This is a genomic window from Bosea sp. OAE506, from assembly GCF_040546595.1.
Lineage (GTDB): Bacteria > Pseudomonadota > Alphaproteobacteria > Rhizobiales > Beijerinckiaceae > Allobosea.
The window spans coordinates 1,525,398-1,546,424 of the sequence record NZ_JBEPOB010000001.1; the positions used below are offsets into that span (position 1 = coordinate 1,525,398).

22 protein-coding genes and 1 riboswitch are annotated in these 21,027 nt (G+C 66.5%); of the genes, 7 read left to right on the forward strand and 15 right to left on the reverse strand.

Annotated features, from left to right (window positions below; genetic code table 11):
- Positions 1–3 precede the first annotated feature (3 nt).
- From ABIE41_RS07430 to ABIE41_RS07475, 10 genes are all read right to left on the reverse strand, one after another.
- Entirely contained in the window at positions 4–1,524 is a 1,521-nt protein-coding gene (locus ABIE41_RS07430; protein ID WP_192644243.1) for a tail fiber domain-containing protein, read from the reverse strand.
- Positions 1,524–1,808 (reverse strand): hypothetical protein, encoded by a 285-nt coding sequence (locus ABIE41_RS07435; protein WP_192644242.1) that lies wholly within the window; start codon positions 1,806–1,808, stop codon positions 1,524–1,526. Before ABIE41_RS07435 ends, ABIE41_RS07430 begins: the two co-directional genes overlap by 1 nt.
- A gap of 511 nt (positions 1,809–2,319) precedes the next feature.
- Complete coding sequence (locus ABIE41_RS07440) at positions 2,320–4,098, reverse strand: bifunctional DNA primase/helicase (protein ID WP_192644241.1); 1,779 nt, start codon at positions 4,096–4,098, stop codon at positions 2,320–2,322.
- Positions 4,099–4,101: 3 nt separating this feature from the next.
- Positions 4,102–4,857 carry a YdaU family protein gene (locus tag ABIE41_RS07445; RefSeq protein WP_192644240.1) on the reverse strand — a complete coding sequence of 252 codons (756 nt, stop codon included), beginning with the start codon at positions 4,855–4,857 and terminating at the stop codon, positions 4,102–4,104.
- Positions 4,854–5,093: a hypothetical protein gene (locus ABIE41_RS07450; RefSeq protein ID WP_192644239.1), complete on the reverse strand. Its 240-nt coding sequence runs from the start codon at positions 5,091–5,093 to the stop codon at positions 4,854–4,856. The genes ABIE41_RS07445 and ABIE41_RS07450 overlap by 4 nt, the downstream gene beginning before the upstream one ends.
- Positions 5,090–5,401, reverse strand: coding sequence for a winged helix domain-containing protein (locus ABIE41_RS07455; protein ID WP_192644238.1), 312 nt, complete (start codon positions 5,399–5,401; stop codon positions 5,090–5,092). The genes ABIE41_RS07450 and ABIE41_RS07455 overlap by 4 nt, the downstream gene beginning before the upstream one ends.
- The gene (locus ABIE41_RS07460; protein ID WP_192644237.1) at positions 5,398–5,598 is read right to left on the reverse strand and encodes a hypothetical protein; all 201 of its coding nucleotides are present in this window, start codon (positions 5,596–5,598) and stop codon (positions 5,398–5,400) included. The genes ABIE41_RS07455 and ABIE41_RS07460 overlap by 4 nt, the downstream gene beginning before the upstream one ends.
- The gene (locus tag ABIE41_RS07465; protein WP_354191824.1) at positions 5,598–5,807 is read right to left on the reverse strand and encodes a helix-turn-helix domain-containing protein; all 210 of its coding nucleotides are present in this window, start codon (positions 5,805–5,807) and stop codon (positions 5,598–5,600) included. The genes ABIE41_RS07460 and ABIE41_RS07465 overlap by 1 nt, the downstream gene beginning before the upstream one ends.
- 137 nt (positions 5,808–5,944) lie before the next feature.
- A complete protein-coding gene (locus ABIE41_RS07470; RefSeq protein ID WP_192644236.1) occupies positions 5,945–7,267 on the reverse strand; it encodes a hypothetical protein in 1,323 nt (440 codons plus the stop codon).
- Between the two features lie 38 nt (positions 7,268–7,305).
- Complete coding sequence (locus tag ABIE41_RS07475) at positions 7,306–8,526, reverse strand: tyrosine-type recombinase/integrase (protein ID WP_192644235.1); 1,221 nt, start codon at positions 8,524–8,526, stop codon at positions 7,306–7,308.
- Positions 8,527–8,795: 269 nt separating this feature from the next.
- On the opposite strand from ABIE41_RS07475, the gene ABIE41_RS07480 reads away from it, so the two are divergent.
- The gene (locus ABIE41_RS07480) at positions 8,796–9,476 is read left to right on the forward strand and encodes a DUF2161 domain-containing phosphodiesterase (protein ID WP_192644234.1); all 681 of its coding nucleotides are present in this window, start codon (positions 8,796–8,798) and stop codon (positions 9,474–9,476) included.
- A 42-nt stretch (positions 9,477–9,518) separates the two neighbouring features.
- Here ABIE41_RS07480 and ABIE41_RS07485 read toward each other — a convergent pair whose 3' ends face one another.
- Positions 9,519–9,794 carry a hypothetical protein gene (locus ABIE41_RS07485; RefSeq protein ID WP_354191825.1) on the reverse strand — a complete coding sequence of 92 codons (276 nt, stop codon included), beginning with the start codon at positions 9,792–9,794 and terminating at the stop codon, positions 9,519–9,521.
- 123 nt (positions 9,795–9,917) lie between these two features.
- A riboswitch (TPP riboswitch) is annotated at positions 9,918–10,043 on the forward strand.
- Positions 10,044–10,149: 106 nt separating this feature from the next.
- Between ABIE41_RS07485 and ABIE41_RS07490 the strand changes: the two genes are divergently transcribed.
- The 6 genes from ABIE41_RS07490 to ABIE41_RS07515 all read left to right on the forward strand — a co-directional run bounded on the left by ABIE41_RS07490 (position 10,150) and on the right by ABIE41_RS07515 (position 16,082).
- Positions 10,150–11,229, forward strand: coding sequence for a LuxE/PaaK family acyltransferase (locus tag ABIE41_RS07490; RefSeq protein WP_210321027.1), 1,080 nt, complete (start codon positions 10,150–10,152; stop codon positions 11,227–11,229).
- Between the two features lie 4 nt (positions 11,230–11,233).
- The gene (locus tag ABIE41_RS07495) at positions 11,234–12,685 is read left to right on the forward strand and encodes an acyl-CoA reductase (RefSeq protein ID WP_192644231.1); all 1,452 of its coding nucleotides are present in this window, start codon (positions 11,234–11,236) and stop codon (positions 12,683–12,685) included.
- Entirely contained in the window at positions 12,675–13,436 is a 762-nt protein-coding gene (locus ABIE41_RS07500) for an ABC transporter ATP-binding protein (RefSeq protein WP_192644230.1), read from the forward strand. The genes ABIE41_RS07495 and ABIE41_RS07500 overlap by 11 nt, the downstream gene beginning before the upstream one ends.
- Positions 13,433–14,182, forward strand: coding sequence for an ABC transporter permease (locus ABIE41_RS07505; protein ID WP_066723544.1), 750 nt, complete (start codon positions 13,433–13,435; stop codon positions 14,180–14,182). The genes ABIE41_RS07500 and ABIE41_RS07505 overlap by 4 nt, the downstream gene beginning before the upstream one ends.
- 150 nt (positions 14,183–14,332) lie before the next feature.
- Positions 14,333–15,304: an ABC transporter substrate-binding protein gene (locus tag ABIE41_RS07510; protein WP_192644229.1), complete on the forward strand. Its 972-nt coding sequence runs from the start codon at positions 14,333–14,335 to the stop codon at positions 15,302–15,304.
- Between the two features lie 10 nt (positions 15,305–15,314).
- On the forward strand, positions 15,315–16,082 hold the full coding sequence (locus tag ABIE41_RS07515; protein ID WP_192644228.1) for an SDR family oxidoreductase: 768 nt from the start codon (positions 15,315–15,317) through the stop codon (positions 16,080–16,082).
- Here ABIE41_RS07515 and ABIE41_RS07520 read toward each other — a convergent pair.
- The 4 genes from ABIE41_RS07520 to pgi form a co-directional block, all read right to left on the reverse strand.
- Positions 16,079–18,433 (reverse strand): xanthine dehydrogenase family protein molybdopterin-binding subunit, encoded by a 2,355-nt coding sequence (locus tag ABIE41_RS07520; RefSeq protein ID WP_192644227.1) that lies wholly within the window; start codon positions 18,431–18,433, stop codon positions 16,079–16,081. The two genes, ABIE41_RS07515 and ABIE41_RS07520, sit on opposite strands and share 4 nt — an antisense overlap.
- A 113-nt stretch (positions 18,434–18,546) precedes the next feature.
- On the reverse strand, positions 18,547–19,014 hold the full coding sequence (locus ABIE41_RS07525; protein ID WP_354191826.1) for a type II toxin-antitoxin system VapC family toxin: 468 nt from the start codon (positions 19,012–19,014) through the stop codon (positions 18,547–18,549).
- Positions 19,011–19,259 (reverse strand): FitA-like ribbon-helix-helix domain-containing protein, encoded by a 249-nt coding sequence (locus ABIE41_RS07530; RefSeq protein WP_192644225.1) that lies wholly within the window; start codon positions 19,257–19,259, stop codon positions 19,011–19,013. The genes ABIE41_RS07525 and ABIE41_RS07530 overlap by 4 nt, the downstream gene beginning before the upstream one ends.
- 89 nt (positions 19,260–19,348) lie before the next feature.
- Positions 19,349–20,965, reverse strand: coding sequence for a glucose-6-phosphate isomerase (gene pgi / locus ABIE41_RS07535; RefSeq protein WP_192644337.1), 1,617 nt, complete (start codon positions 20,963–20,965; stop codon positions 19,349–19,351).
- Positions 20,966–21,027: the final 62 nt, after the last annotated feature.

Here is a 21,027-nt window from a genome sequence, read left to right on the forward strand (position 1 = left end):
TGATTAGGCCGCAATCAAATCGGGAAGAGGGGCGTAAATTTCGCTGTAGTTGACGAATTTCACGCCCTCGCGCTCGGCTACGGCGTGAGGCAGCACGGCCTCGACATCCTGGGCCATCACGCCAAGCTGTTCCTCGTCTTCGCCGAGATACCGGAAGACATAGAGCGGCAGGCCGTTCCTGAGGGCGCCAGCCGGGCGAATGGCCGTCTTCGCTCGGCGATCCGAGAGGGAAAACAGGCCGCCGATGGCTGATTTTGCAAAGCCACCAGTTCCGCCGTTGAACATGCCGCCAAGCGCAGCGCTTCCGAGACTGAAAAGGCCGCCATTGGATGCGGCGTTAGCTTGCATCTGCGCCTGATAGTTTTTCTGGTCAATATCGGCCGAGCGATAAACGTAATCTCCAACCGGCGTGCCGGCGATGGTGCCGGCCTGGAACGGAGAGAATTGCGGCATGCTGACCTGAGACTGTCCCAATAGCGCGGAAATCTCGTTGATGGGTGAGTTGCGAAGGGCCATGCGCTCCTGCAACGCCCGCTCGCGCGCCGTGTTCTGGAATTGCGCTCCCGTCAATCGGGTCTGGTTGTTCTGGTTGATCGCGCCCAGGCCATAGAGCCCGCGCGCCTGCGCTTGTGCAAACTCCTGATTTTGTGCCGCATTCTCCAACTGAAACCGGGCCTGATCCAGCCCCTGCAAGCGCGACTGCTCCTGCCCGCCGGCAAGGATGACGCCAAGCCGAGCATCGTTAGACTGCCGATTGGCGCTATCCAGCTCGTTGCGAAACGCCTCTGAACCGCGCGTAAAGCCCTGGTTGACAAGCTGGTTTTCGAGCGCTGCGCGGTCCTGCTCAAGCTGTGGATTCAGCCGGGCATAAAGCGCCTGCTCAACCTTCTGGCGGTCCGCTGAATAGTCCTGCGTCGGAAGATAGCGCTGCGGCCCGGTGACATCAGCAAAGTCGGTGGCGCCGTATTGCAGATCGACGCTGTTCACCGCGTCCGGCAGGCCGTCATAGTTTAGCGGCTGGCCTAGCGTGTCCTGTAGCCGCTTGGACTGAGAGCCAGCGAGGTCAAGCAGATTCTGCTGAACCACATTCTGCTTGTCGTACTTCGCCTGTTCCTCGGGCGATAGGGTAACGATGCGCTCCCATTGCGGGATTTCGCGGTCTGTCATCTGGGCTTCTTCAACCCAGTTGCCGCCAACGGCCGGCCCCATCTCGCCATCAGTCAGGCGGGCGCCGGTTTCTTCATTGAGAATCGCGCCCGGCAACCGAACGGGAGCCGCTGCGTTTCCTCCCGCATCAGGAACCCAACGCTTAGTGGTGACCGGCCGGCCGTCACGGTCAAGCACCGGCTCAGACAGCTTGTAGCTGCCCTTCTGCTGATAGCGGACATTTCCAAGAGGGCCGGTTTCGTCCGCATTGCCGAGAACCGTATTAGCAACAGCCGTCGAGACGTTGGAACTCGTCTGAGCACGGGCTGTGGCATACGGATCAGGAGACGGTGGAGCTTCCGGCGTCGATTTTCCCACTAGGCCGCTCCTTCACAGCGGTTGACCTGTTTAAACGCCTCGTAATGGGAGGCGCATTCGCTCCAATAGACGCCAGTAAGGCGCAGCAAATGATCGACGGTCGCGGCATCTTCTGGCGCGGTGCGCAGCATCATCGAAACATGCTCTAGGCGCGCAATGGCGGCGGCTATGGCAAGGCTGCTTGCCATAAGGTGAAGCTCACCAAAGCGCCCGCGCGCGTCTTCGTTCGGCGCCTTCATCTGCCAGACGGTGGCGTTAATGGCCTCAGAGGGGTTCGCGCTCACGGCGCAATCCTCTGAAGGCTGCCGCCATTTGAAGCGAGCGCAGAGCGGATCAGGGCGCGGATTGCACTCGACATGGACGTATCACGGCGGGCGGCCTCGGCCTCGATTGCGGCGCGCAGTTCCGGTTCGGCTGCGACGAAAAGCTGTTCCGTGCGGCGGGCTCGCGTTGAGCGCATGGCATCCTCCAAATCAGATGACAGACACTATCTCATCGCGCCTTGAAAATCCATTACATTTCAGTGATTTACGCTTACGTTCGCCGGCATGCGCCACCGTTCGGCGCCGTTCGCTTTGCCGCCCCGGCCTGTGGGTGGGGGCTCATTTTTTTAAGGGGGCCGGGTCGAATGACGCGGGGTCTCGGGCGCGTGTGCGTGCCGCGCGAGAGTGGTCGCAAACGGTAAAAACGACTCAGGGCGGTCTACAGCAGCCTTCGTCCCAGCCTCCGCTACCATGAGCGGGCACCCCACCCAAGAGGCTCAGACGGCCTCCTGTGAGTCAGGAAGCCGTTGCATCAGGCAGCGGCCTTGATCGGGCGCGGGTCGGCCTTTTCGCCGAGCGTTTGATAGCTGCCGGGCACGGGGTCGAACTGACGCGTTGCCCCCGAGAACCAAAACCGCACGCTGCCGGGGGAGCCGCAGACCGGTTGCCGGCGGATTTTCCGCGACATGGCGTAGGTGCACCGTTCCTCAAAGTCGCGATAGATCACCAAGCCGGCATCCGCCTTGTTGCGCCAATGCGCAGAGCCCGCGATGTCGTACAGCCCCGGCGCAGGCTCCTTCCCACCAGCCGGATTGCTGATCTTGGTCGGGTGCGCGACCATGAAGACCGTCACCTCGTGGTGCTTGGCGAACGTCTTGCACTTGCTGATGAGCTGCGAAACGAACTCCGTTTCCGACATTTGCGAAGGGCGGCCGGCCTCCAGCTCGTTGTACGGGTCGATAATCAGCCCGCGCACCCCGTGGCGCAGAACAGCGGCCCTCGCCCGCTCCAGCACCCAATCAATCGACGGGGTGTGATCCGCCGCGTCGATGAAATGGAACGACTGCCGCGCCCATGCCAGCGCCTCGCCTAGCTCGCCCGTTCCCATGCGCTCGCTCGGCCCTGGGTGGAACGGGCGGCCCGCCCTGATCTCGCAAAGGTCGGCGATGTGGTTGTCGGTTCCCGTCTCCGGCGAGAACACCGCCCAACGCCAGCCGTGTAGGTTGGTCATGGAAACCGCCACTTGGTCCAGAAACCGGCTCTTGCCATGGTTGGGAATGCCCGTGACCACGATGAACTGACCGGGGAGGATTTTCATGGCCTTGTCGAAGTCGGCGCCCATGCCGCAGCTCAGAGGCTGGGGGCCTTCGCCGCGATACATTTGCCAGATCCGGTCTTCGTAATCGGCCACGCCGTAGAGGCCATCCACCGGCCACGGCTCGGCCTGCGCCACGCACTCGCGCAGCACCTCGGCGCCGTGGTCCATCAGGCATTCGTTCGCGTCCTTGGTCTGCGAGTCCCCGGCGGCGGGGAAGCGCACACGCCAGCAACGGTCCTTGCCAAGCCGACGCGCCAATTCGGCGGCTAGCAATTCGCCGGGGCCGTCCATGTCGGTGGCGATGAGGATGCGTCCTGCGGCCTCCAGCTCGGCGGCGTGCGTCGCCAGAGGCTCGTATCGCTTTTCGGATTGCTCCGGCCGATCCGGCGCACCGTTGGGTAGGCTGACGACGTTAGGCAGTCCCGCCTCGATCATGGCAAGAACGTCCATTTCGCCCTCAACGAAAATCAGATCCTTCCCCGCCTCGATGGCGTCGGCGTTGTACAGCACCGGCTCCGGCTGCTTTTCCTGCCGAAAGAATTTCTGAGCGGTGCGGTATTTCACATTCCGCAGCACGCCCGCCCATTCGTAAGGGAAGGCGATGCAATCCGCCTCGGCCTCGATCTGCGGAAACCAAACACGGGTTCGATAAATCCCCATGCGCTCGACGGTGGCCGCGTTGATGCCGCGCGACGCAAACCAGGCGAGCAGCTTTTCAGGGCGTTCCGGCGCAGCGACGCGGGCGGGGCGATTGTAGGTCATGCGGGGGTCGCGCCGTTGGGGTTGATGGTCTTCGCCCCCGACGCCGCCGGTCCACTGGCAATGATGGCACTGCCAACGGGCGCGGTCGTCGGGGAAGACGGTCACGGAAAGGCAGGGGTCCGCCTTTTTCTTGCGGGAGGCCGAGCAGCGGGGGCAGGGCAGCTTGTGGTTACCGGGCCGGTAGCTGCGCAGGCGGATGCCGTTGTCGGCGAGGGCGCTGGTCAGGTTCATCGCTCAGCCCCTCGCCGTCAGGAAAGCAAGGCCGCTCTGTTGATGGCCGGGGCGTTGCTGTAGCGCCGCCTCGATCCATGCCACCGGATCGGCAGGCTTGGCGTCCTGCGCATCTTCAATCACACGGCTAAGCCGCTTGCAGTCGTCCCGAGCGGTTTTCAGCCACCTGCCGATCAGCGCACGGGTTGCCCCGTCTGACTTGCCCGTGAGCTGCCGGATGGCAGGAACGCCAACGCGGAACAGCATCGTCCGAGGGTCTGCGATGGTAGGAGCCGAAGGCACCTCCAAGGCGGTTACGCCCGTATCTTTAGATACGGAATATAATGTGGTTGTAGTTGGTTCAGCATTGCTTCCCTCCTGCTTCAAGCATTCGGGAAGCATTGCTTCAGCATTGCTTCGCCCGTTTCGCCTTGACGCCCCGGAAGCTTTACCGCCGTAACGTCCTGCGTTTGCTCGCTTTTCGTATTTTACCTGGGCCTCCAACAGCTCCCTTTCGATCCGCGAATGCACCCATCCCGGCTTAAAGAATGCCGCAAGGGTGTCCCGGCTGGTCGCCCATTCGTCTGTCGTCAAACGTGCGATCCGCTGAAGCATTGCTTCGTCGTTCGGAAGGCTGCCGTGGACCCAATAATGCGAGATGAGCAGGAGGTATGCGCCGTGCTGTGCCGCGCTCAGGTGGAGCGTGTCGCAGAGGTAGTCCGAGACGTAAAACGCCATCCATGGGCGGCGGTTTGGGATAGGGGGAAGGGGCGCGCTCATGGCGCACCCCCGACGTCCCGCTCGATCTCCGAAACCGCTTCCGGCAGGGTATCGAGCGCCGCCCAAAAGTTGGCGCTGGCCTTCCTCATGGATCGCGCCGCAGCTCGTGCGTCGCCGATGGCAACGTGAGCCGCCGCGTGGTCCAGATGCAGCGAGGCGAGCGCGATGGTGGACACCATGAAGCCGCGCGCCGTAGCCGTGCTGAGGGGGGCGTCGTCTTGCAAAAGGGCCATCATGCGGCGGCCCTCCCGTCCCCAAAGTCCACTGCCTCGATGGTGACAGGGGTGGTCAGAACGTAGCGGGCATGAGTGCCGACGCTGTGTTCCTCCCGATCCGTCCTGATCCCAACGCCCATCCCGCGCAGATCGAACACATAGGCGCCTAGGCGGTAAGCAGGGCCGCCAGGGAAGTCGATGCCGGAGACGCCCCTAGATCCGTTCTGCGCAAGCGCCAGTAGTGTCAGCGCCTCGCGTCCGGTGACGTTGATGGTCGGGCCATCCGCGATGGTGGCGCGCACCTTGGGGAAGTTGCGACGCGGCTTCATGAGCGCACCTCCTGCGGGCCGAGCCCGGCAAGACGCGCGACCGTGGCGGCGTGCATCGGAGAGATGCAGAACAGGCGCTGAATGCGGTTGATGACAATTGCAGCGGTGTTATACTCGGGAATGCTTCCTGCCAGGGAAAGCGCATTCCTGAGCCCGGCGCTGTTCGCAGCGGCCGGGTTCATCGTTTCCGGGTGCATCAGGCGGCCTCCCTCTTGGACTCGGGGAGGGAGTTGAACCAAGCCTGCGCGTCAGCGGCGGCGATCAACGTGCGGCGGCCGAGCTTTCGAGCCTTGATCCGCCCGGCTTTGATCTCGGCATAAAGCTGCGTCTTGCCGATGCTGTAGGAGCGGCAAACATCAGCCGGACTAAGAGCGTCCTTCGTTTCTGATGGGGTCGCAATCGTCATCTGCTTTCCTTCATGGTTACGCTCGGTTTGCTGTTCCGCACCGAACGTCCATGAACCTAGGCGACGCGATTTCTGGTCCCTAATTGTACAATTGTCCCGAACGAATAAAGTTGGACAATTAAATCCGGACAATTCAACTATCGATTGTTCGGACCAGGGCGGCGCCCCCCTGCATGGGCGTTGTGCACCGCATCAACGCTATTACGCGAACACTCTGGAGCATTTTGTCTAAACCACTCTCGCGTATCCCTAACGCCTTTCAGCACGCCATCATGAGCAGCTAAACAAGCTTCGATTTCAGCTCTGGTGGGCGTCCTCTTTCGCGCTGGCGTCGCTTTTGCGGCAGCCGGCGTCTTTCGGCTGGCAATGAATGCGCGCAACTCTTTCTCCTGAACGGACACAAGCAGCCCCTTGGTATCGGGTCCGGGGCAGATGAGGTGATGAACCTCTGTCTCTAAGCCGAGGCCTTCGAACGCCCTTGGCGCGTCAATCCAGAGATGGCGTTTCGGCACCTCTCCGGGTTCCCCTGTTTGCGGATGCTGGATCATTGCCCGCAATTCGCCCGACGAAAGCGCTTCGCGCATTTGTCGTTCAACACGCTCGCGAGATGAAGTGCGCTTGGCGTCTGTTTCTTTTGAATAGCCAGTGACCCACCCCGGTCCAAAGTCAGGAACCGGCGCGTTTTCTGAGGGCGGATTACCGCCTTCAATCTCCAACCAAGCGCGCTCAAATGCATCCTCTAGCCAAATGTAACCATCGGGGAGTGTTGAAATAGATTGGGCGAATACCGCGCGAGATTGAACGCTAGCCTTTGCTCGCGCGTCGCAGTCCTGAGACCTATCAAACAATCCTCGATCATTTACACCTACAACCGGCCAGCACCTTAAAATCTCATCCCTTGCGATAGACGGGCTGGGGCGGCTGATATTTGCCGCGTCGTCTAAAACGTAAACGCCATGAGCCCGCCCTACAGCGAAGCTATCGACTAAACGCAGATCCTGCCACTCGGCCGGCTCAATCGCTGTACGGCGGTCGCCCCCCGTTGTTGCGCGGATGCGCCCTTCCAAAAGACGACGTACCACCTCTTGCAGTGCGGCCGAAAAATCGGCCACGAATTCCCGCGTTCCATGTATGCGGTCCCAAGCGGCGCTTTTGCTGACGGTCGCTAGCTCGGCGTCCTTTCGTCTGGCGAGCGTCGCAACAAAAGCCATGTCGCGCGACATTACCCAACCCACAACCATCGGCATGGTCCAGAAGGGAATGCTCATGGGGTCAGGCGGCGCGGGCAGTCGAGCCTCAGCGTGTTCATTGGCCGCAAGAGCATCTTGCAAGCGAGCTGCCGCTAGAGCCGCAGCTTCGGCTTTGCCCTCCTCAGTCTCATGAAATTTCGGCTCGTCGTCCATTCGCCACACCTTGCGACGCACCGGGGGAAAGGTCGGATGGGGCAGGGCGCGGTGCAACGCCTTTTCTCCTGGCCGGGATAGCCCCATCCGTCTCGTCAGCCCGCTTGCGCGGGCCGCAGCTCGATAACCTTGGCGTCCGCCCTCACGGTCGAAAGAAAGCGCGCCCATGCCTCCAGAAGCTTGCGGCGCTTTTCCAGCGCGTCGCCGCGTCGATAGGCTCGCTCGGTCGCGTCGCCGACTGTGTGGGCGAGCGCCATTTCCACCACGTCGCGGGGAAAGTTGGTCGTCTCGCCCGCCCAATCGCGGAAGCTGGAGCGGAAGCCGTGGGGCGTAAATTCCTTCGCCGAGGTCCGCCGCATCAGCATGAGCAAGGCATGGGACGATAAGGGCCGTTTGGCCTTGGCGCCGGGAAACACATGTTCGCCGGCCTCGGCCTTTTTCAGATCCGCGAGAATGGCGAGGGCGCGGGCGCTCAACGGCACGCGATGCGGCTTGCCGGCCTTCATGCGCTCGGCCGGGATGGTCCAGACCTTCTCGACCAGATCCATTTCAGTCCAGAGCGCCCCCAGCACCTCGCCGGATCGGCTGGCGCAGATGATGGCGAATTCCAGAGCCCGCGCTGCCACGGCCTCACGCTCACGCAGATCGGCGATGAAGGCTGGCAAGGCGGTGTAGGGCATGGCGGCGTGATGGCCGCGTGTGAGCTTGCCGCGCTTGGGCAGGAGCTTGTCGAGGTGATTGCGCCAGCGCGCGGGATTGTCGCCGCTGCGCAGCCCCTCGGCCGTTGCCGCGGCTAGGACATGCTCGATCCGCCCGCGCAGGCGTGAGGCCGTTTCCGGCTTGGTCTGCCAGATCGGTTTCAGCGTCGCGAGAACGTCCGCCGTCTCGATGGCGTCCAGGCGCATCGGCCGAAGCTTTGCGCCGTGCGTGTCGAGAGTGGATTTCCACTGCGCCCGATGCTTGGCGTTCCGAAACGATTTCGTGATGGTCGGCAGGAGGGCATCAACGAAGGCGCCGAAGGTCTGGACCGCCTCCTTTGCGGCCTCCGCCTTGCGGCGGGCCTCAATGGGGTTTTCTCCAGCGTCCAGATAGCGGCGGGCCTCTGCCGCCTTCGCGCGTGCATCGGCCAGCCCCACAACGGACAGTCCGCCGAGGCCCATTTCCTTGAGCTTGCCCTGCCACCGGAACAGGAACAGCCAACGCCTCGCACCGCTCTTGTCGATGACGAGATAAAGGCCGTTCCCGTCCGCGTGGCGGCCGGGCTTGGTCAGAGTGGTGACGGCCCGCGCCGACAGCCGGTTTACCTCGCGTGCCATGCTACCCCAACTTTCACCCCAACAGGCGACGCGGATTCTAGCGAAGGCCGGCGAACGCCAGCAATCACGAAGACGAGAAAAGCCGGGCTAAACCCCGGAAAAACGAACGTCTGTGAACGCCAGCGCGAATCAGTTACACGGACTCCCTGTCCGCCACTTCCTGGCCGCCGAAGGATTTTCCAGGATATCTCAGGCGAGTCGCTGCCTTGGTGGGCAGCGCGCTGCCACCGCTGCGGCTGGGCTGCATGACGGTTGTTTGAGGAGCCTTCGTGGAAACGTCGCTCTACCTGCCGGTCAAGAGTTTCCTCGAGGGGCTGGGCTACACCGTCAAGGGCGAGGTCGGGCCTTGCGATCTGGTCGGGGTGCGGGCGGGTGACCCGACCGTCGTGGTGATCGGCGAGCTGAAGCTGACCTTCAACCTCGAACTGATCCTGCAGGGCGTCGATCGCCTGAGCATCGGTGACGAGGTCTGGCTGGCAGCGCGGCTGTCGGCCCGGGGCAAGGGGCGCGAGAGCGATCCGCGCTACCGCAATCTCTGTCGCCGTCTCGGTCTCGGGCTGCTTGGGGTTGCTGCATCCGGCCATGTCGACGTGCTCGTATCCCCTGTTGCGCCAACACCGCGCAAGGATCCGAAGCGGCGCTCCCGCCTGGTCGAAGAACACCGGCGCCGTGAGGGAGATCCCGTCATCGGTGGGGGCACGCGCCGACCGGTGATGACGGCTTATCGCCAGCAGGCGCTGGCCTGCGCGGCGGCGATGATGGAGGGGCGGCAACGGCCGCGCGATCTCAAGCCGAGCTGCCCGGACGCGCAGAAGATCCTGCACCGGAACGTCTATGGCTGGTTCGAGAAAACGGGCCGTGGCGTCTATGCGCTGACCGAGGCGGGGCGCGCTGCGCTCTTGGCGTGGCGGCCGGAACATCAGCCCCTGGTCACCCCCGCAGCCGAATGACGGGGTAAGCCGGGAGCCTAATTCGCTCCCGGCCCAGCTCCGTCAGACCTTCGGGGGCAGCCCGGCGCGGTCGAAGACAGGGATAGAGTCGGCCGGCCCTTCCGGGCGCTGGCCGGTCGGGATGTCTTCCGCCGCATGGCGGACCGCCTCGTCGGTTTCGTCGAGGCCATCGATCGTCTCGTTGGCGCCGCTGCCTTCGTCATGGACGTTGGTGCGCAGGCTGACCTGGTGGGTGGCCGCAGCGCTGCCGGCTTCGGCCAGGCGCTCGCCCTCGTCGGGGATCTCGAGCGCGGGGGTTTCGCGTGCCGTGTCCATCATCCGTCTCCTCATGTCGTTATGCCGAGGTAACGCCCGCCGATGGGCGATTGTTTCGGCCTCCGGACCGGCTGATGTGCCCGTGCCGCTTCCTTGACAGCCGGGCGGGCGCGCCATCATGGTGGCCGCTGTTCCAAGGGGTGCCTCGCTAGGAGGCTGAGATTCCGCCGGTCGGGCTTTTGTCCGACAGCGCGGTGACCCTCCGAACCTGATCCGGGTCATGCCGGCGTAGGGATGCGGGACATCGGGCGGCATTCCTGCGCCCCTTTTCCAGGCTCACGCCGTCATTTCGGATCGTCAGGCTCCAGGGCCCGGCATGTCGCCGGGTGACGGGCCTTGCGGAAAGGCGCGAGCGGACGTGACGCAGAGCGAGATCATCGAGGCCCTGCTGGCCTTCATCGAGCAGGACGACGCGTCGGAAGCGGCGTTCGAGCGCATGGCGCTGGCCGTCTTCGCTTATCAGTTCGCCCATAACGCGCCCTATCGGCGCTTCGCGATCCAGCGCGGGCGCACGACGCTCACCGTCCGCAGCTGGCGCGACATCCCGGCCGTGCCGATCAGCGCCTTCAAGACCCTGACGCTGAGCTGCACCCCGCCGGAAGCGGCCGAGCGCATCTTCATGACCAGCGGCACGACGCAGGGCGGTGTGCGGGGCAAGAGCCACCACCCGACGATGGCGGTCTGGAGCCGCTCCATGCTGGTGAATTTCCGCCGTCGCTTCATGCAGGGTCGCGAGCGGATCGCTATGGGTATCCTCTTCCCCGACGAGGTGGTGATGCCGAACTCCTCGCTGGCGCATTACCTCGCCCTGGCGAAGCGGGACTGCGGAACGCCCGACAGCGAAGGGTTCATCGGCGCAAGCGGGCTCGATCTCGCCAGGCTGATCGCGGCGCTGGAGCGGGCGGAGGCCTCGGGCGAGCCCTATGCGCTGCTCGGCGCGAGCTTCAGCTTCGTGCATCTGCTCGATGCGCTGGCGGCGCAGGGGCGGCGTTTCGCGCTGCCTGCCGGTAGCCGCATCCTCGACACGGGCGGCTTCAAGGGCCAGTCGCGCGAGATGACGCCGGACGCTTTCTATGACGCGCTGTCGGCGGCGCTCGGCGTGCCGCGCACCGCCTGCATCAACATGTACGGCATGACCGAGCTCAGCACGCAGTTCTACGACGACGGCAACGCGGTCTGCCCGCCGGTGAAGTCCGGCCCGCACTGGATCCGCAGCCGCGTGGTCGATCCGGTCAGCGGACGCGACCTGCCGGAGGGGGCGACCGGCGTGCTGGTCCATCACGACCTCGCCCATTTCAACTGTGCCTCCGCGATCCTGACCGAGGATGCCGGCGTGATGGTCGAGGGCGGCTTCCGGTTGCTCGGCCGCGTCGACGGCGCCGATTCCAAGGGCTGTTCGGTGGCGGTCGAGGAATTCCTGCGGGCGGCGCGGGGCTGAGGCGGTGATCGAGACCGCGGGGCATCTGCCGGGATTGCCGGCCGGCGAGGTCGCCTGGCGGACGCTGGATTTCAGCGCCTGGGGCGAGCACGTGCAGGTGCGGGTTCCGGAGCTGACCACGGCGCAGGCCACAACGCTCGCCGGCCATGTCCGCGAGCAGGCGCGGACCTATCTCCGGACGCTGCCGGTCTCGCAGATCGTCGCGACGCTGGACGCCGCCATCGCCAGGCTGCTCGACCGGGCCGATCCCTGGCGGCGGCGGGCGGAAGCCGTGCTGCCAATCGTCACCGGCTATGACCGCGAGAGCGTTCGCCTCGGCCTCTCCGGTTATCTCCGCAGCTTCCGCGCGCCGCAACTGCAGCGCTTCCTTGCCGAGGATTTCGCCAACCCGGCCATGCTCGACGGCTTCCAGCCGGCGATGAAGGGCGGGTTCACGCGCGCCCAGGGCCCGCAGCTCCTGCTCCATATCTGGGCGGGGAACGTGCCGGGGCTGTCGCTCTGGAGCCTGATCTCGGGGCTGCTGGTCAAGGCCGGCACGGTCGGCAAGGTCGCGAGTGCCGAGCCGCTGCTGGCCGGCTGGTTTGCGCAGATCCTCGCCGAGATCGATCCGAAGCTCGGCCAATGCCTGGCGGTGGTCTGGTGGAAGGGCGGCGACGAGGAGGCGGAGCGTGCCTGGCTGTGCGAGGCTGACACGGTCATCGCCTATGGCGGCAATGACGCGCTGGCGGCGATCCGCGAACGGGTGCCGGTGACGGCGCGCTTCCTCCCGCATGGGCACAGGATCGGCTTCGGGCTGATTGGTGCCGAGGCGCTCGACACGCGCCGGGCCGGGCCGCTGGCGCGGCTCGTCGCGCAGGACGTGGCGCGCTGGGAGCAGCAGGGCTGCTACTCGCCGCAGATGCTGTTCGTCGCGCGGGGCGCGGCGGTCTCGCCGCGCGAATTCGCCGAGCGCGTCTCGCAGGAACTCGGCGCGCTTAGCCCGCGCCATCCGCGCCGCGCGCTCTCGGTGGCGGAGGCGGCCGGCGTTGCCGACTGGCGCAGCCGCGAGGAGATGCGCGGCTTCGACGAGGACGGGACCGTGGTGCTGGGCGAGGCCGGCGATGGCTGGAGCGTGGTCTTCAGCGACGCCGCCCAGCCACTCGCGCCGAGCGCGCTCAACCGCACGCTCAAGATCGTCGCCGTCGATAGCCTCGATGCGGTGCCGCCGCTGGTCGCGCCCGCCCGCGCCTATCTGCAGACTGCGGCGGTCGCGGCCTCGCCGCGCGAACTGTTCCGCATCGCGACGCTCCTCGGCGAGGCGGGCGTCACCCGCATCTGCGGCTTCGGGGCGATGGCGGCCCCCGAGGCCGGCTGGCACAATGACGGGCGCTTCAACCTGCTCGACCTCGTCAGGCTGACCGAGATCGAGCAATCGGCCGAACGCGCCGCCGACGGCTTCGCCGACTATGTCGACTGAAGCGAACCCGGACGCCTTCGTCGCCCTCGCGGCGGCCGATTTCGGCTATGGCGACGAGGCCATCGTCGACGGCGTCGACTGGGCGATCCCGCGCGGGGCGTTCCATTGCCTGGTCGGGCGCAGCGGCAGCGGCAAGACGACCCTGCTCAAGCTGGCGGCTGGGTTGCTGGCGCCGCGGCGGGGCCTGGTGCGGATCGACGGCGTGGCGCTCGACGGGCCGGGGCCGCGGATCGGCTTCGTCTTTCAGCAGCCGACGCTGCTCGACTGGCTCAGCGTGCTCGACAACGTCCTGCTGCCGCTCTCGCTGAAGCGCAGCGTGGGCGAGGCGGATCGCGAGACAGCGCGCGCTTTGCTCGACCGAGTGGGCCTGTCGGCGTTCGCGGCGCGGCATCCCGCCCAGCTCTCGGGCGGGCAGCAGAGCCGGGTCGCGGTGGCGCGGGCGCTGATCACGCAGCCGGCCCTGCTGCTGCTGGACGAGCCCTTTGCGGCGCTCGACGCGCTGACGCGCGAGGAGCTCCAGGACGATCTGCTGGCGCTGTGTGCGCTGCAGGCGACCACGGTACTCTTCGTCACCCATGACATCGGCGAGGCGGTCTATCTCGCCGACCGGGTCGCGATCATGGCCGGCGGGCGGCTGCACCACGACCTCGACATCGACCTGCCGCGGCCGCGCTCGCGCGAGCTGCGCTATGGCCAGGCCTTCAACGCGCTCTGCCGCGAGCTGCGCAAGGCGATGGATGCCGCGCCATGAGGGAACGGCTGGCCTCGGCGCTTCTGCTCGTTGCCCTGCTCGCCGGCTGGGAGGCGTGGTGCCGTCTCGGCCGGGTTCCGGCCCTGATCGTGCCGGCGCCGTCTTCCGTCTTCGCCACGCTGTGGAGCGAGATCGCCAGCGGGCGCCTGCTGCCGCATCTCGCGGTGACCGCGACCGAAATGACGCTCGGGCTGGCGCTGGGCTGCGCGGTCGGGCTGGCGACAGGAATCCTGCTGGCGGAGGCCCCCGTGCTGCGCCGGCTGCTCCATCCTTACATCGTCGCCAGCCAGGTCGTGCCGAAGCTCGCACTCGGCCCGCTCTTCATCGTCTGGTTCGGCTTCGGCCTGACGCCGACCATCGTGATCACGGCGCTGATCTGCTTTTTCCCGCTGATGGAAAACACGCTGACCGGCCTGTCGCAGGTCGATTCCGGACGGCGCGAGCTGTTCCGGATGCTGGGCGCCAGCCGCCTGCAGACGCTGCTGCGGCTGAAGCTGCCGGGTGCGCTTCCGGTGATCCTCGCGGGGTTCCGGGTCGCGGTCGTGCTGGCGCTGGTCGGCGCCGTCGTCGGCGAGTTCATCGGCGGCCGGGCCGGGCTCGGCGCCTCGATCATCGCCGCGCAGAGCGTGATGGATTCGAGCCTGATGTTCGCGCTCTTCATCGTGATCACGCTGCTCGGCATGGCCTTCTACCAGGCGGCGCTCCTCATCGAGCGGCTGCTGCTGCGCCACCATTTGAAAGGGTAAGTCATGATTGCCAAGGGTCGGTTCGCCCTCTCGCATGTCCTCCGGAAGGGGCTCGTCATCCTGGCCGGAGCGAAGCGGAGGGCCGGGATCCATCAGAGGGTGATGTCGGTGCCCTCCGATGGATCCCGGGACGCCCTGCGGGCGCCCAGGATGACGGCGCGGGTGGTGGCCGGCGTCGCGGCAAGCCTGTTTGCGATGTCGGCCCCCCACGCCCAGCCGCTCGACAAGGTCACGGTCGCGGGCTGGAGCCAGCCGATCAGCGAGATCACCAATCTGCTGGCCGAGCCGGACAAGGGCTTCTTCCGCGCGAAGGGGATCGATCTCGGCTATGTGCCCGGAACCGGCGGCGGCTCGGCGATCCAGAACATGCTGACCGGCCAGGCCGACATCGCCTTCACCGATCCGGCGGCGCTCTATCTCGCGCTCGACAAGGGCGAGAAACTGGTCGCCATCTACAACATCTATCCGCAGAACGTCTTCAACGTGGTCGCGCCCATGACCAAGGGTATCCGTACGGCGGCCGACCTGAAGGGCAAGCGCATCGGCGTCTATTCGCTCTCCAGCGGCACGCGCCAGAACCTGCAGGTGCTGCTGCACCAGGTCGGGCTGACCGAGAAGGACGTCACGGTCGAGGTTACCGGCCTGCTCAACTTTGCGCCGCTGATCCAGGGGCAGGTCGACGCCACGGCCGCGACCGACACCGGGCTTCTGGTCGCGAAGATGAAGGGGCTGCCGGAGGTCGACGTCATCGAAGTGAGGGACCATCTCAACCTGCCGAGCGACATCTTCGTGGTGATGCAGGCGACCTATGAGGCGAAGAAGCCGCTGCTGAAGCGCTTCCTCGCCGCCTATCGCGACAGCGCCGCCTGGATGATCGCGAGCCCCGAGGAGGCAGCGAAGCTCGCGGTGACGCGTGCGATCAACGGCCGCGACGAGGCGCTCAATCTCGAGATCATCAAGCTGCGCAACATCTCGACGGTGTCGCCGACGACGCAGGCGAAGGGCCTCGGCCATTTCGATCCGGAGCTGCTGCAGAAGGGCGCCGACACCTTCCACCGGCTCGGGCTGATCGGAAAGCCGATCGACATGGGCGCGGTGGTGAAGACGGATCTGATTCCGTGAGGCGCACGCCATGACATTCCGCGACAAGGTGATCCTGGTCACCGGGGCAAGCCGGGGCATTGGCGCGGCCATCGCCAGGGCCTTCGCCGCCGAGGGCGGGCTCGTCTTCGTCAACTATCGCAGCAGCGATGCTGCCGCCGAGGCCGTGGTCGAGGCCTGCCGGGCGGCGGGCGGGCAGGCGGTGGCGATCGCCGCCGACGTCACCGATCCGGAGGCGGTCGCGGGGATGCTGGCGCGGATCGCGGAGGAGGCGGGCCGGCTCGATGCCGTCGTCAACAACGCGTTTGCGCCCTACGTCTTCGACCCCGACCATCGCGCGCGCTTCTGGGAGACGCCCTGGTCGGCCTATCAGACGCAGGTCGATGGCGCGCTGAGGGCGACCTACAATGTCTGCCAGGCGGCCCTGCCGCTGATGCGCCGGCGCGGGCGCGGCGCCATCGTCAACATGGCGACCGACCTCGTGGCGCGGCCGAGCCTCGCCTATCACGACTACACCACCGCCAAGGCGGCGCTGATGGGCTTCAGCCGCAATCTCGCGACCGAACTAGGTCCGCTCGGCATTCGGGTCAACTGCGTCGCGCCGGGGCTGGTCTGGCCGACCGATGCGAGCGCGCGGACGCCCGAGGCGGTGAAGGACTTGCTGATCGCGCAGACGCCGCTGGGGCGGATCGCGACGCCCGAGGACGTGACCGGGCCGGTGCTGTTCCTCGCCTCGGAGGCGAGCGGCTTCGTCACCGGCCAGACGCTCCATGTCGATGGCGGGCTGGTGATGGCCTAAGGCTTCGCCGCCCGGGCATCCCGGATGGCGCGCCAGACCCTCGCCGGCGTGGCGGGCATGTCGAGATGCGTCACGCCGAGCGGGCGCAGCGCGTCGAGGATGGCGTTGATCACCGTCTGCGGCGCGCCGATGCAGCCGGCCTGGCCGGCGCCCTTGACGCCGAGCGGGTTGGCGCGCGTCGGCACCTCGACCATCTCCAGGTCGAAGGCGGGCAGGTCGGCGGCGCGCGGCACGGCGTAGTCCATGAAGGTCGCGCTCAGGAGCTGGCCGGAGGCTTCATCGTAGAGCGCCTCCTCCATCAGCGCCTGGCCGATGCCCTGCGCCAGCCCGCCATGCACCTGCGCCTCCGCCAGCAGCGGGTTGATCAGCATTCCGTAATCGTCGACCGCGACATAGCGTTCGATCGAGACGGCGCCGGTCTCCGGATCGATCTCGACCTCCGCCACCTGCGCGCCGTTGGGGAAGGTGAAGACGTCGCAGCGGTTGTCGCCATGGCCCTCCAGCGGTGCGCCGCTGCTCTCCGCGAGATGGGCCGAGATGGCCAAGAGGTCGATCTCACGCGGCAGGCCGTCGGCGGCTGGCCCGCTGCGGAAGCGGCCTTCCGCGAAGGAGAGGCTGTCGGCCGCGACCTGCAGCAGCTGCGCGGCAAGGGGCCTCGCCTTCGCGAGCAGATCGTCCGCCGCCATCAGCAGCGCCGTGCCGCCGAGATGGAGCGAGCGCGCGCCGCCATGGCCGCCGCCGCGCGGAACCGAAGCCGTGTCGCCCTGGACGAGGGTGAAGCGCTCGACCGGCATGCCGAGCCGGGCGGCGGCGAGCTGGGCGAAGCTGGTCTCGTGACCCTGTCCGTTGGAATGGGTGCCGACGGCCATGGCGATGGCGCCCTCCGGCCCGACCCGGAGCCAAGCCTCCTCATCAGGCCGGCCACGCGAGGTTTCGAGGAAGCAGCCGATGCCGAAGCCGCGCAGCTTCCCGCGCCTGGTCGAGGCGCGCCGACGCGCCGCAAAGCCCGCCCGGTCGGCCGCCGCCAGCACCCGCTCGAGGTTCTCTGGAAAGGTGCCGGTGTCGATCACCATGCCGAAGGCGGGACGGCGGTAGGGGAAGCTGCGGATGAAGTTGCGCCGGCGCAGTTCCGCCGGATCGATCCGCAGCTTATGGGCGGCGGCTTCGATCAGCCGCTCGATCAGATAGTTCGCCTCGGGCTTGCCGGCGCCGCGATAGGCGTCGATCGGGGCGGTGTTGGTGAAGACGCCGCGCACATCCATCGCCATGGCGGGGATGTCATAGAGCCCGCCCATCGCGGCGGCGGGGGCGTTGGTTCCGCTGCCGGGACCGAGCGAGGAGACATAGGCGCCGAGATTGGCGATCGTCTCGACATCGAGCGCGAGGAAGCGCCCGCGCCTGTCGAGCGCCAGCCGCGCGGTGCTGAGATTGTCGCGGGCATGAGCGCCACCGGTGAACTCCTCGATGCGCTCGGCGCTCCAGCGCACCGGCCGGCCAAGCCGCTGCGCGGCCCAGAGCACCAGCGCATATTCGGGATAGGTGACGTTCTTCATGCCGAAGCCGCCACCGACATCGGGCGTCGAGACGCGGATGCGGTCGAGCGGCAAGCCGAAGACGCCCTGCGCCAGTTCGCGGCGGATGTCGTGAACCGAGGCGCCGCTGATTTCGAGATGGTAGCGGTCGGCGCCGGTGTCGTAGTGGCCGATGGCGATGCGCGGTTCGATAGCCGCCGCGACGATGCGGTTGTTGACCAGATCGCAGCTCACGACATGGGCGGCCTTGGCGAAGGCACGCTCGACGGCGGCGGGATCGCCGCGGCGGAAGCGGAAGGCGATGTTGCCCGGGGCCTGTGGCCAGAGCTGCGGCGCCTCCCCGTCCGTCGCGCCGCGCAAATCGGTGACCGCCGGCAGGATGTCGTAATCGATGCTGATGTGCTCGCAGGCCTCGCGAGCCATTGCCTCGGTCTCGGCGACGACGAAGGCGACGGGTTCGCCGACATGGCGGACGACATCGCGCGCCAGTGGCCAGCGTGGCGGCACGATCAGCGGCTCGACGGTGGCGACGATGATCGAGGTCGGCAGAGGAGCAAGGCCATCGAGATCCGCGGCGGTGTAGACGCCGCGCACGCCGGGCCGGCTCGCCGCTGCCGCGGTGTCGATCGCGCGGATGCGGGCATGGGCATGGGGTGAGCGGAGTACAACGGCGGCGAACTCGCCCTCCGCGGCGCGATCGCCGAGATAATTCCCGCGCCCGGTGAGGAAGCGCGAGTCCTCTCGCCGCCGCAGCGAGCGCGGATCATCGGGCGCAGATGAGAGCCGGGGAGAATCCGAAGCGGTCAGGCCGTCATTCATATCGATCCCGTCTCACCTGAAGGCCTTCCGTGTGTCGCGTCCAGCGCAAAAACGCGATGAGCCGGCCCGTCTGACACGTGCATAGCGCATGCCGACCCCGGCAGGCGGAAGGGTCAGGACACGCTGCGATGGCCTGACCTTTGGTGCCGAGTTGCTATCCCGTGAATTGCCAACGGATTGAGGATCGTCATGCCGATGCCGGCAAAATCGGCCACGTTGCGTGTGGCCAGGGCGGCGCCCCGCGACAGCGCGATCGCTGCGATCTGGGCATCGAACTGGCTGATCGGGCAGCCCGCCTGTCGCCGAATGACGGCGATACGCGCATAGATTTCTGCCGCCTGTTGATCGAAGGACAGAACGCGATCCTCAAAATCCTCCGCGAAGATCGGCCGGATCGCCGCTTCGAGCTCGCTTCGGCGCTTTCCATCCGGGAGAAGCCGAAGTCCATAAAGGATCTCCGCCTGCGTGATCGCTGTCGTGAAAATCGACGCTGGCGGCTGTGTGGTCAGCCATGCCTCGACCGAGGCGTCAGGCGCCGGTGTCAGCATCTCGGATATCACATTGGTGTCGAGGACGATCATCCGCCGAAATCGATGGCTTCGCGGATCGGCTCGCGAGGCGGCAATTCCAGCGTCACGCCGCCCGTCGGGGAGATGCGCGAGCGGATCGCCGCGGCCAGGTTGGACGACGGGCGCTTTTCGGTGGAGAGCGCCGCGCGCAGGATGTCGCGAGCCTCGTCCTCCATGGAGCGACCATGCGAAGCCGCGCGCATCCGCAGACGTGTCTTCAACTGATCATCGATGTTGCGGATCGTCATGCTCGCCATCGCCGCGCTCCGTCATCACTGATGGCAGATTAAGCAATGATTGCAGGTGCCGCAACCTGCGGTCTTTTGGAGCTGCTACGCGACGCTTCTCAGCCCTTGCCAGTGAGATAGCCCGCCAGCCCGGCGGTCGAGGAATCATGGGCATCTGCGGGCGCCTTGCCCTCGATGACCGGCAGCAGCGCCGTCGCTAGCTCCTTGCCGAGCTCAACGCCCCACTGGTCGAAGGCGTTGATGCCCCAGATCGCGGCCTCGACGAAGACGCGGTGTTCGTAGAGCGCGATCAGGCGGCCAAGCGTGAAGGGATCGAGACGGCGATAGGCCAGCGTGATCGAGGGGCGGCTGCCGGGGAAGACCTTGTGCGGCGCCAGGGCCTCGATCTCGGCCGCTGGCAACCCCTGCTTCGTCAGCGCGTCGCGCGCCTCCTCCAGGGTCCGGCCCTTCATCAGCGCCTCGCTCTGGGCGAGGCAGTTGGCGAGCAGCAGCCGGTGCTGATGCACCAGCTCCGGCTCGTGGCCTTCCGCCGCGATCATGAACTCGCAGGGGATCGTGTCCGTGCCCTGGTGGATCAGCTGGTAGAAGGCATGCTGGCCATTGGTGCCGGGCTCACCCCAGACGAGCGGGCCGCTGGGCCTCTCGACCGGCGAGCCGTCCTTGCGGACGCGCTTGCCGTTCGATTCCATATCGAGCTGCTGGAGATAGGCCGGCAGGCGCAGGAGGCGCTGGTCGTAAGGCAGGATCGCGCGGGCGGGGTAGCCGCAGATGTCGCGATGCCAGATGCCGATCAGGCCGAGCAGCACGGGCAGGTTCCGATCCAGCGGGGCGGTGCGGAAATGCTCGTCCATGGCATGGGCGCCATCGAGGAAGGCGCGGAAGTGCTTTGGCCCGATCGCAATCATCACCGGCAAGCCGATCGCCGACCAGACCGAATAGCGGCCACCGACCCAGTCCCAGAAGCCGAAGACGCGGTCCGGCGCGATGCCGAAGGCGGCGACTTTGTCGAGCGCCGTCGAGACCGCGGCGAAATGGGCGCCGACGGCAGCCTCGCCGAGCGCGCCCGCGATCCAGCGCCGCGCGGTCGCGGCATTGGTCATGGTCTCGACCGTGGTGAAGGTCTTCGAGGCGACGATGAAGAGCGTGCGCGCCGGATCGAGCTTCGCCAGCGTGTCGGCGATATGAGCGCCGTCGACATTGGAGACGTAATGCAGGCGCGGCCCGTCATGATAGGGCGCCAGCGCCAGCGTCACCATGACGGGGCCGAGATCCGAGCCGCCGATGCCGATATTGACGATGTCGGTGAAGGGTGCGCCGTCGGCGGCGGCGATGCTGCCGTCGCGCACCCCGTCCGCGAAGGCGGCGAGCCGGTCGAGCGTTTCGTGGATGGCGGGCACGACATCGCGTCCATCAACCAGGATCCGTTGGCTTTTCGGTGCGCGCAGGGCGGTGTGAAGGACTGCGCGCTTCTCGGTGGTGTTGATCCCTTCGCCGGCGAACATGGCGTCGCGCTGGCGAGCGAGGCCGGCGGATTCTGCGAGCTCGAGCAGGAGCGTGCGTGTCTGCGCCGTGACGGCGGTCTTGGAGTAATCCAGCAGCAGATCGTCGTGCCGGGCGGAAAAGCCGCTGAAGCGGGCCGCATCTTCGGCAAAGAGGGTTCGCAAGGGGCGGGCTTCGGTGGCGCGACGGTGTTCGGCCAGCTTCGCCCAAATCATGTCCTGCACCGTCACGCTCCTGTTCGCCGCCACGCCTGAGGCGCCGCTCCGGCAACCCGCCT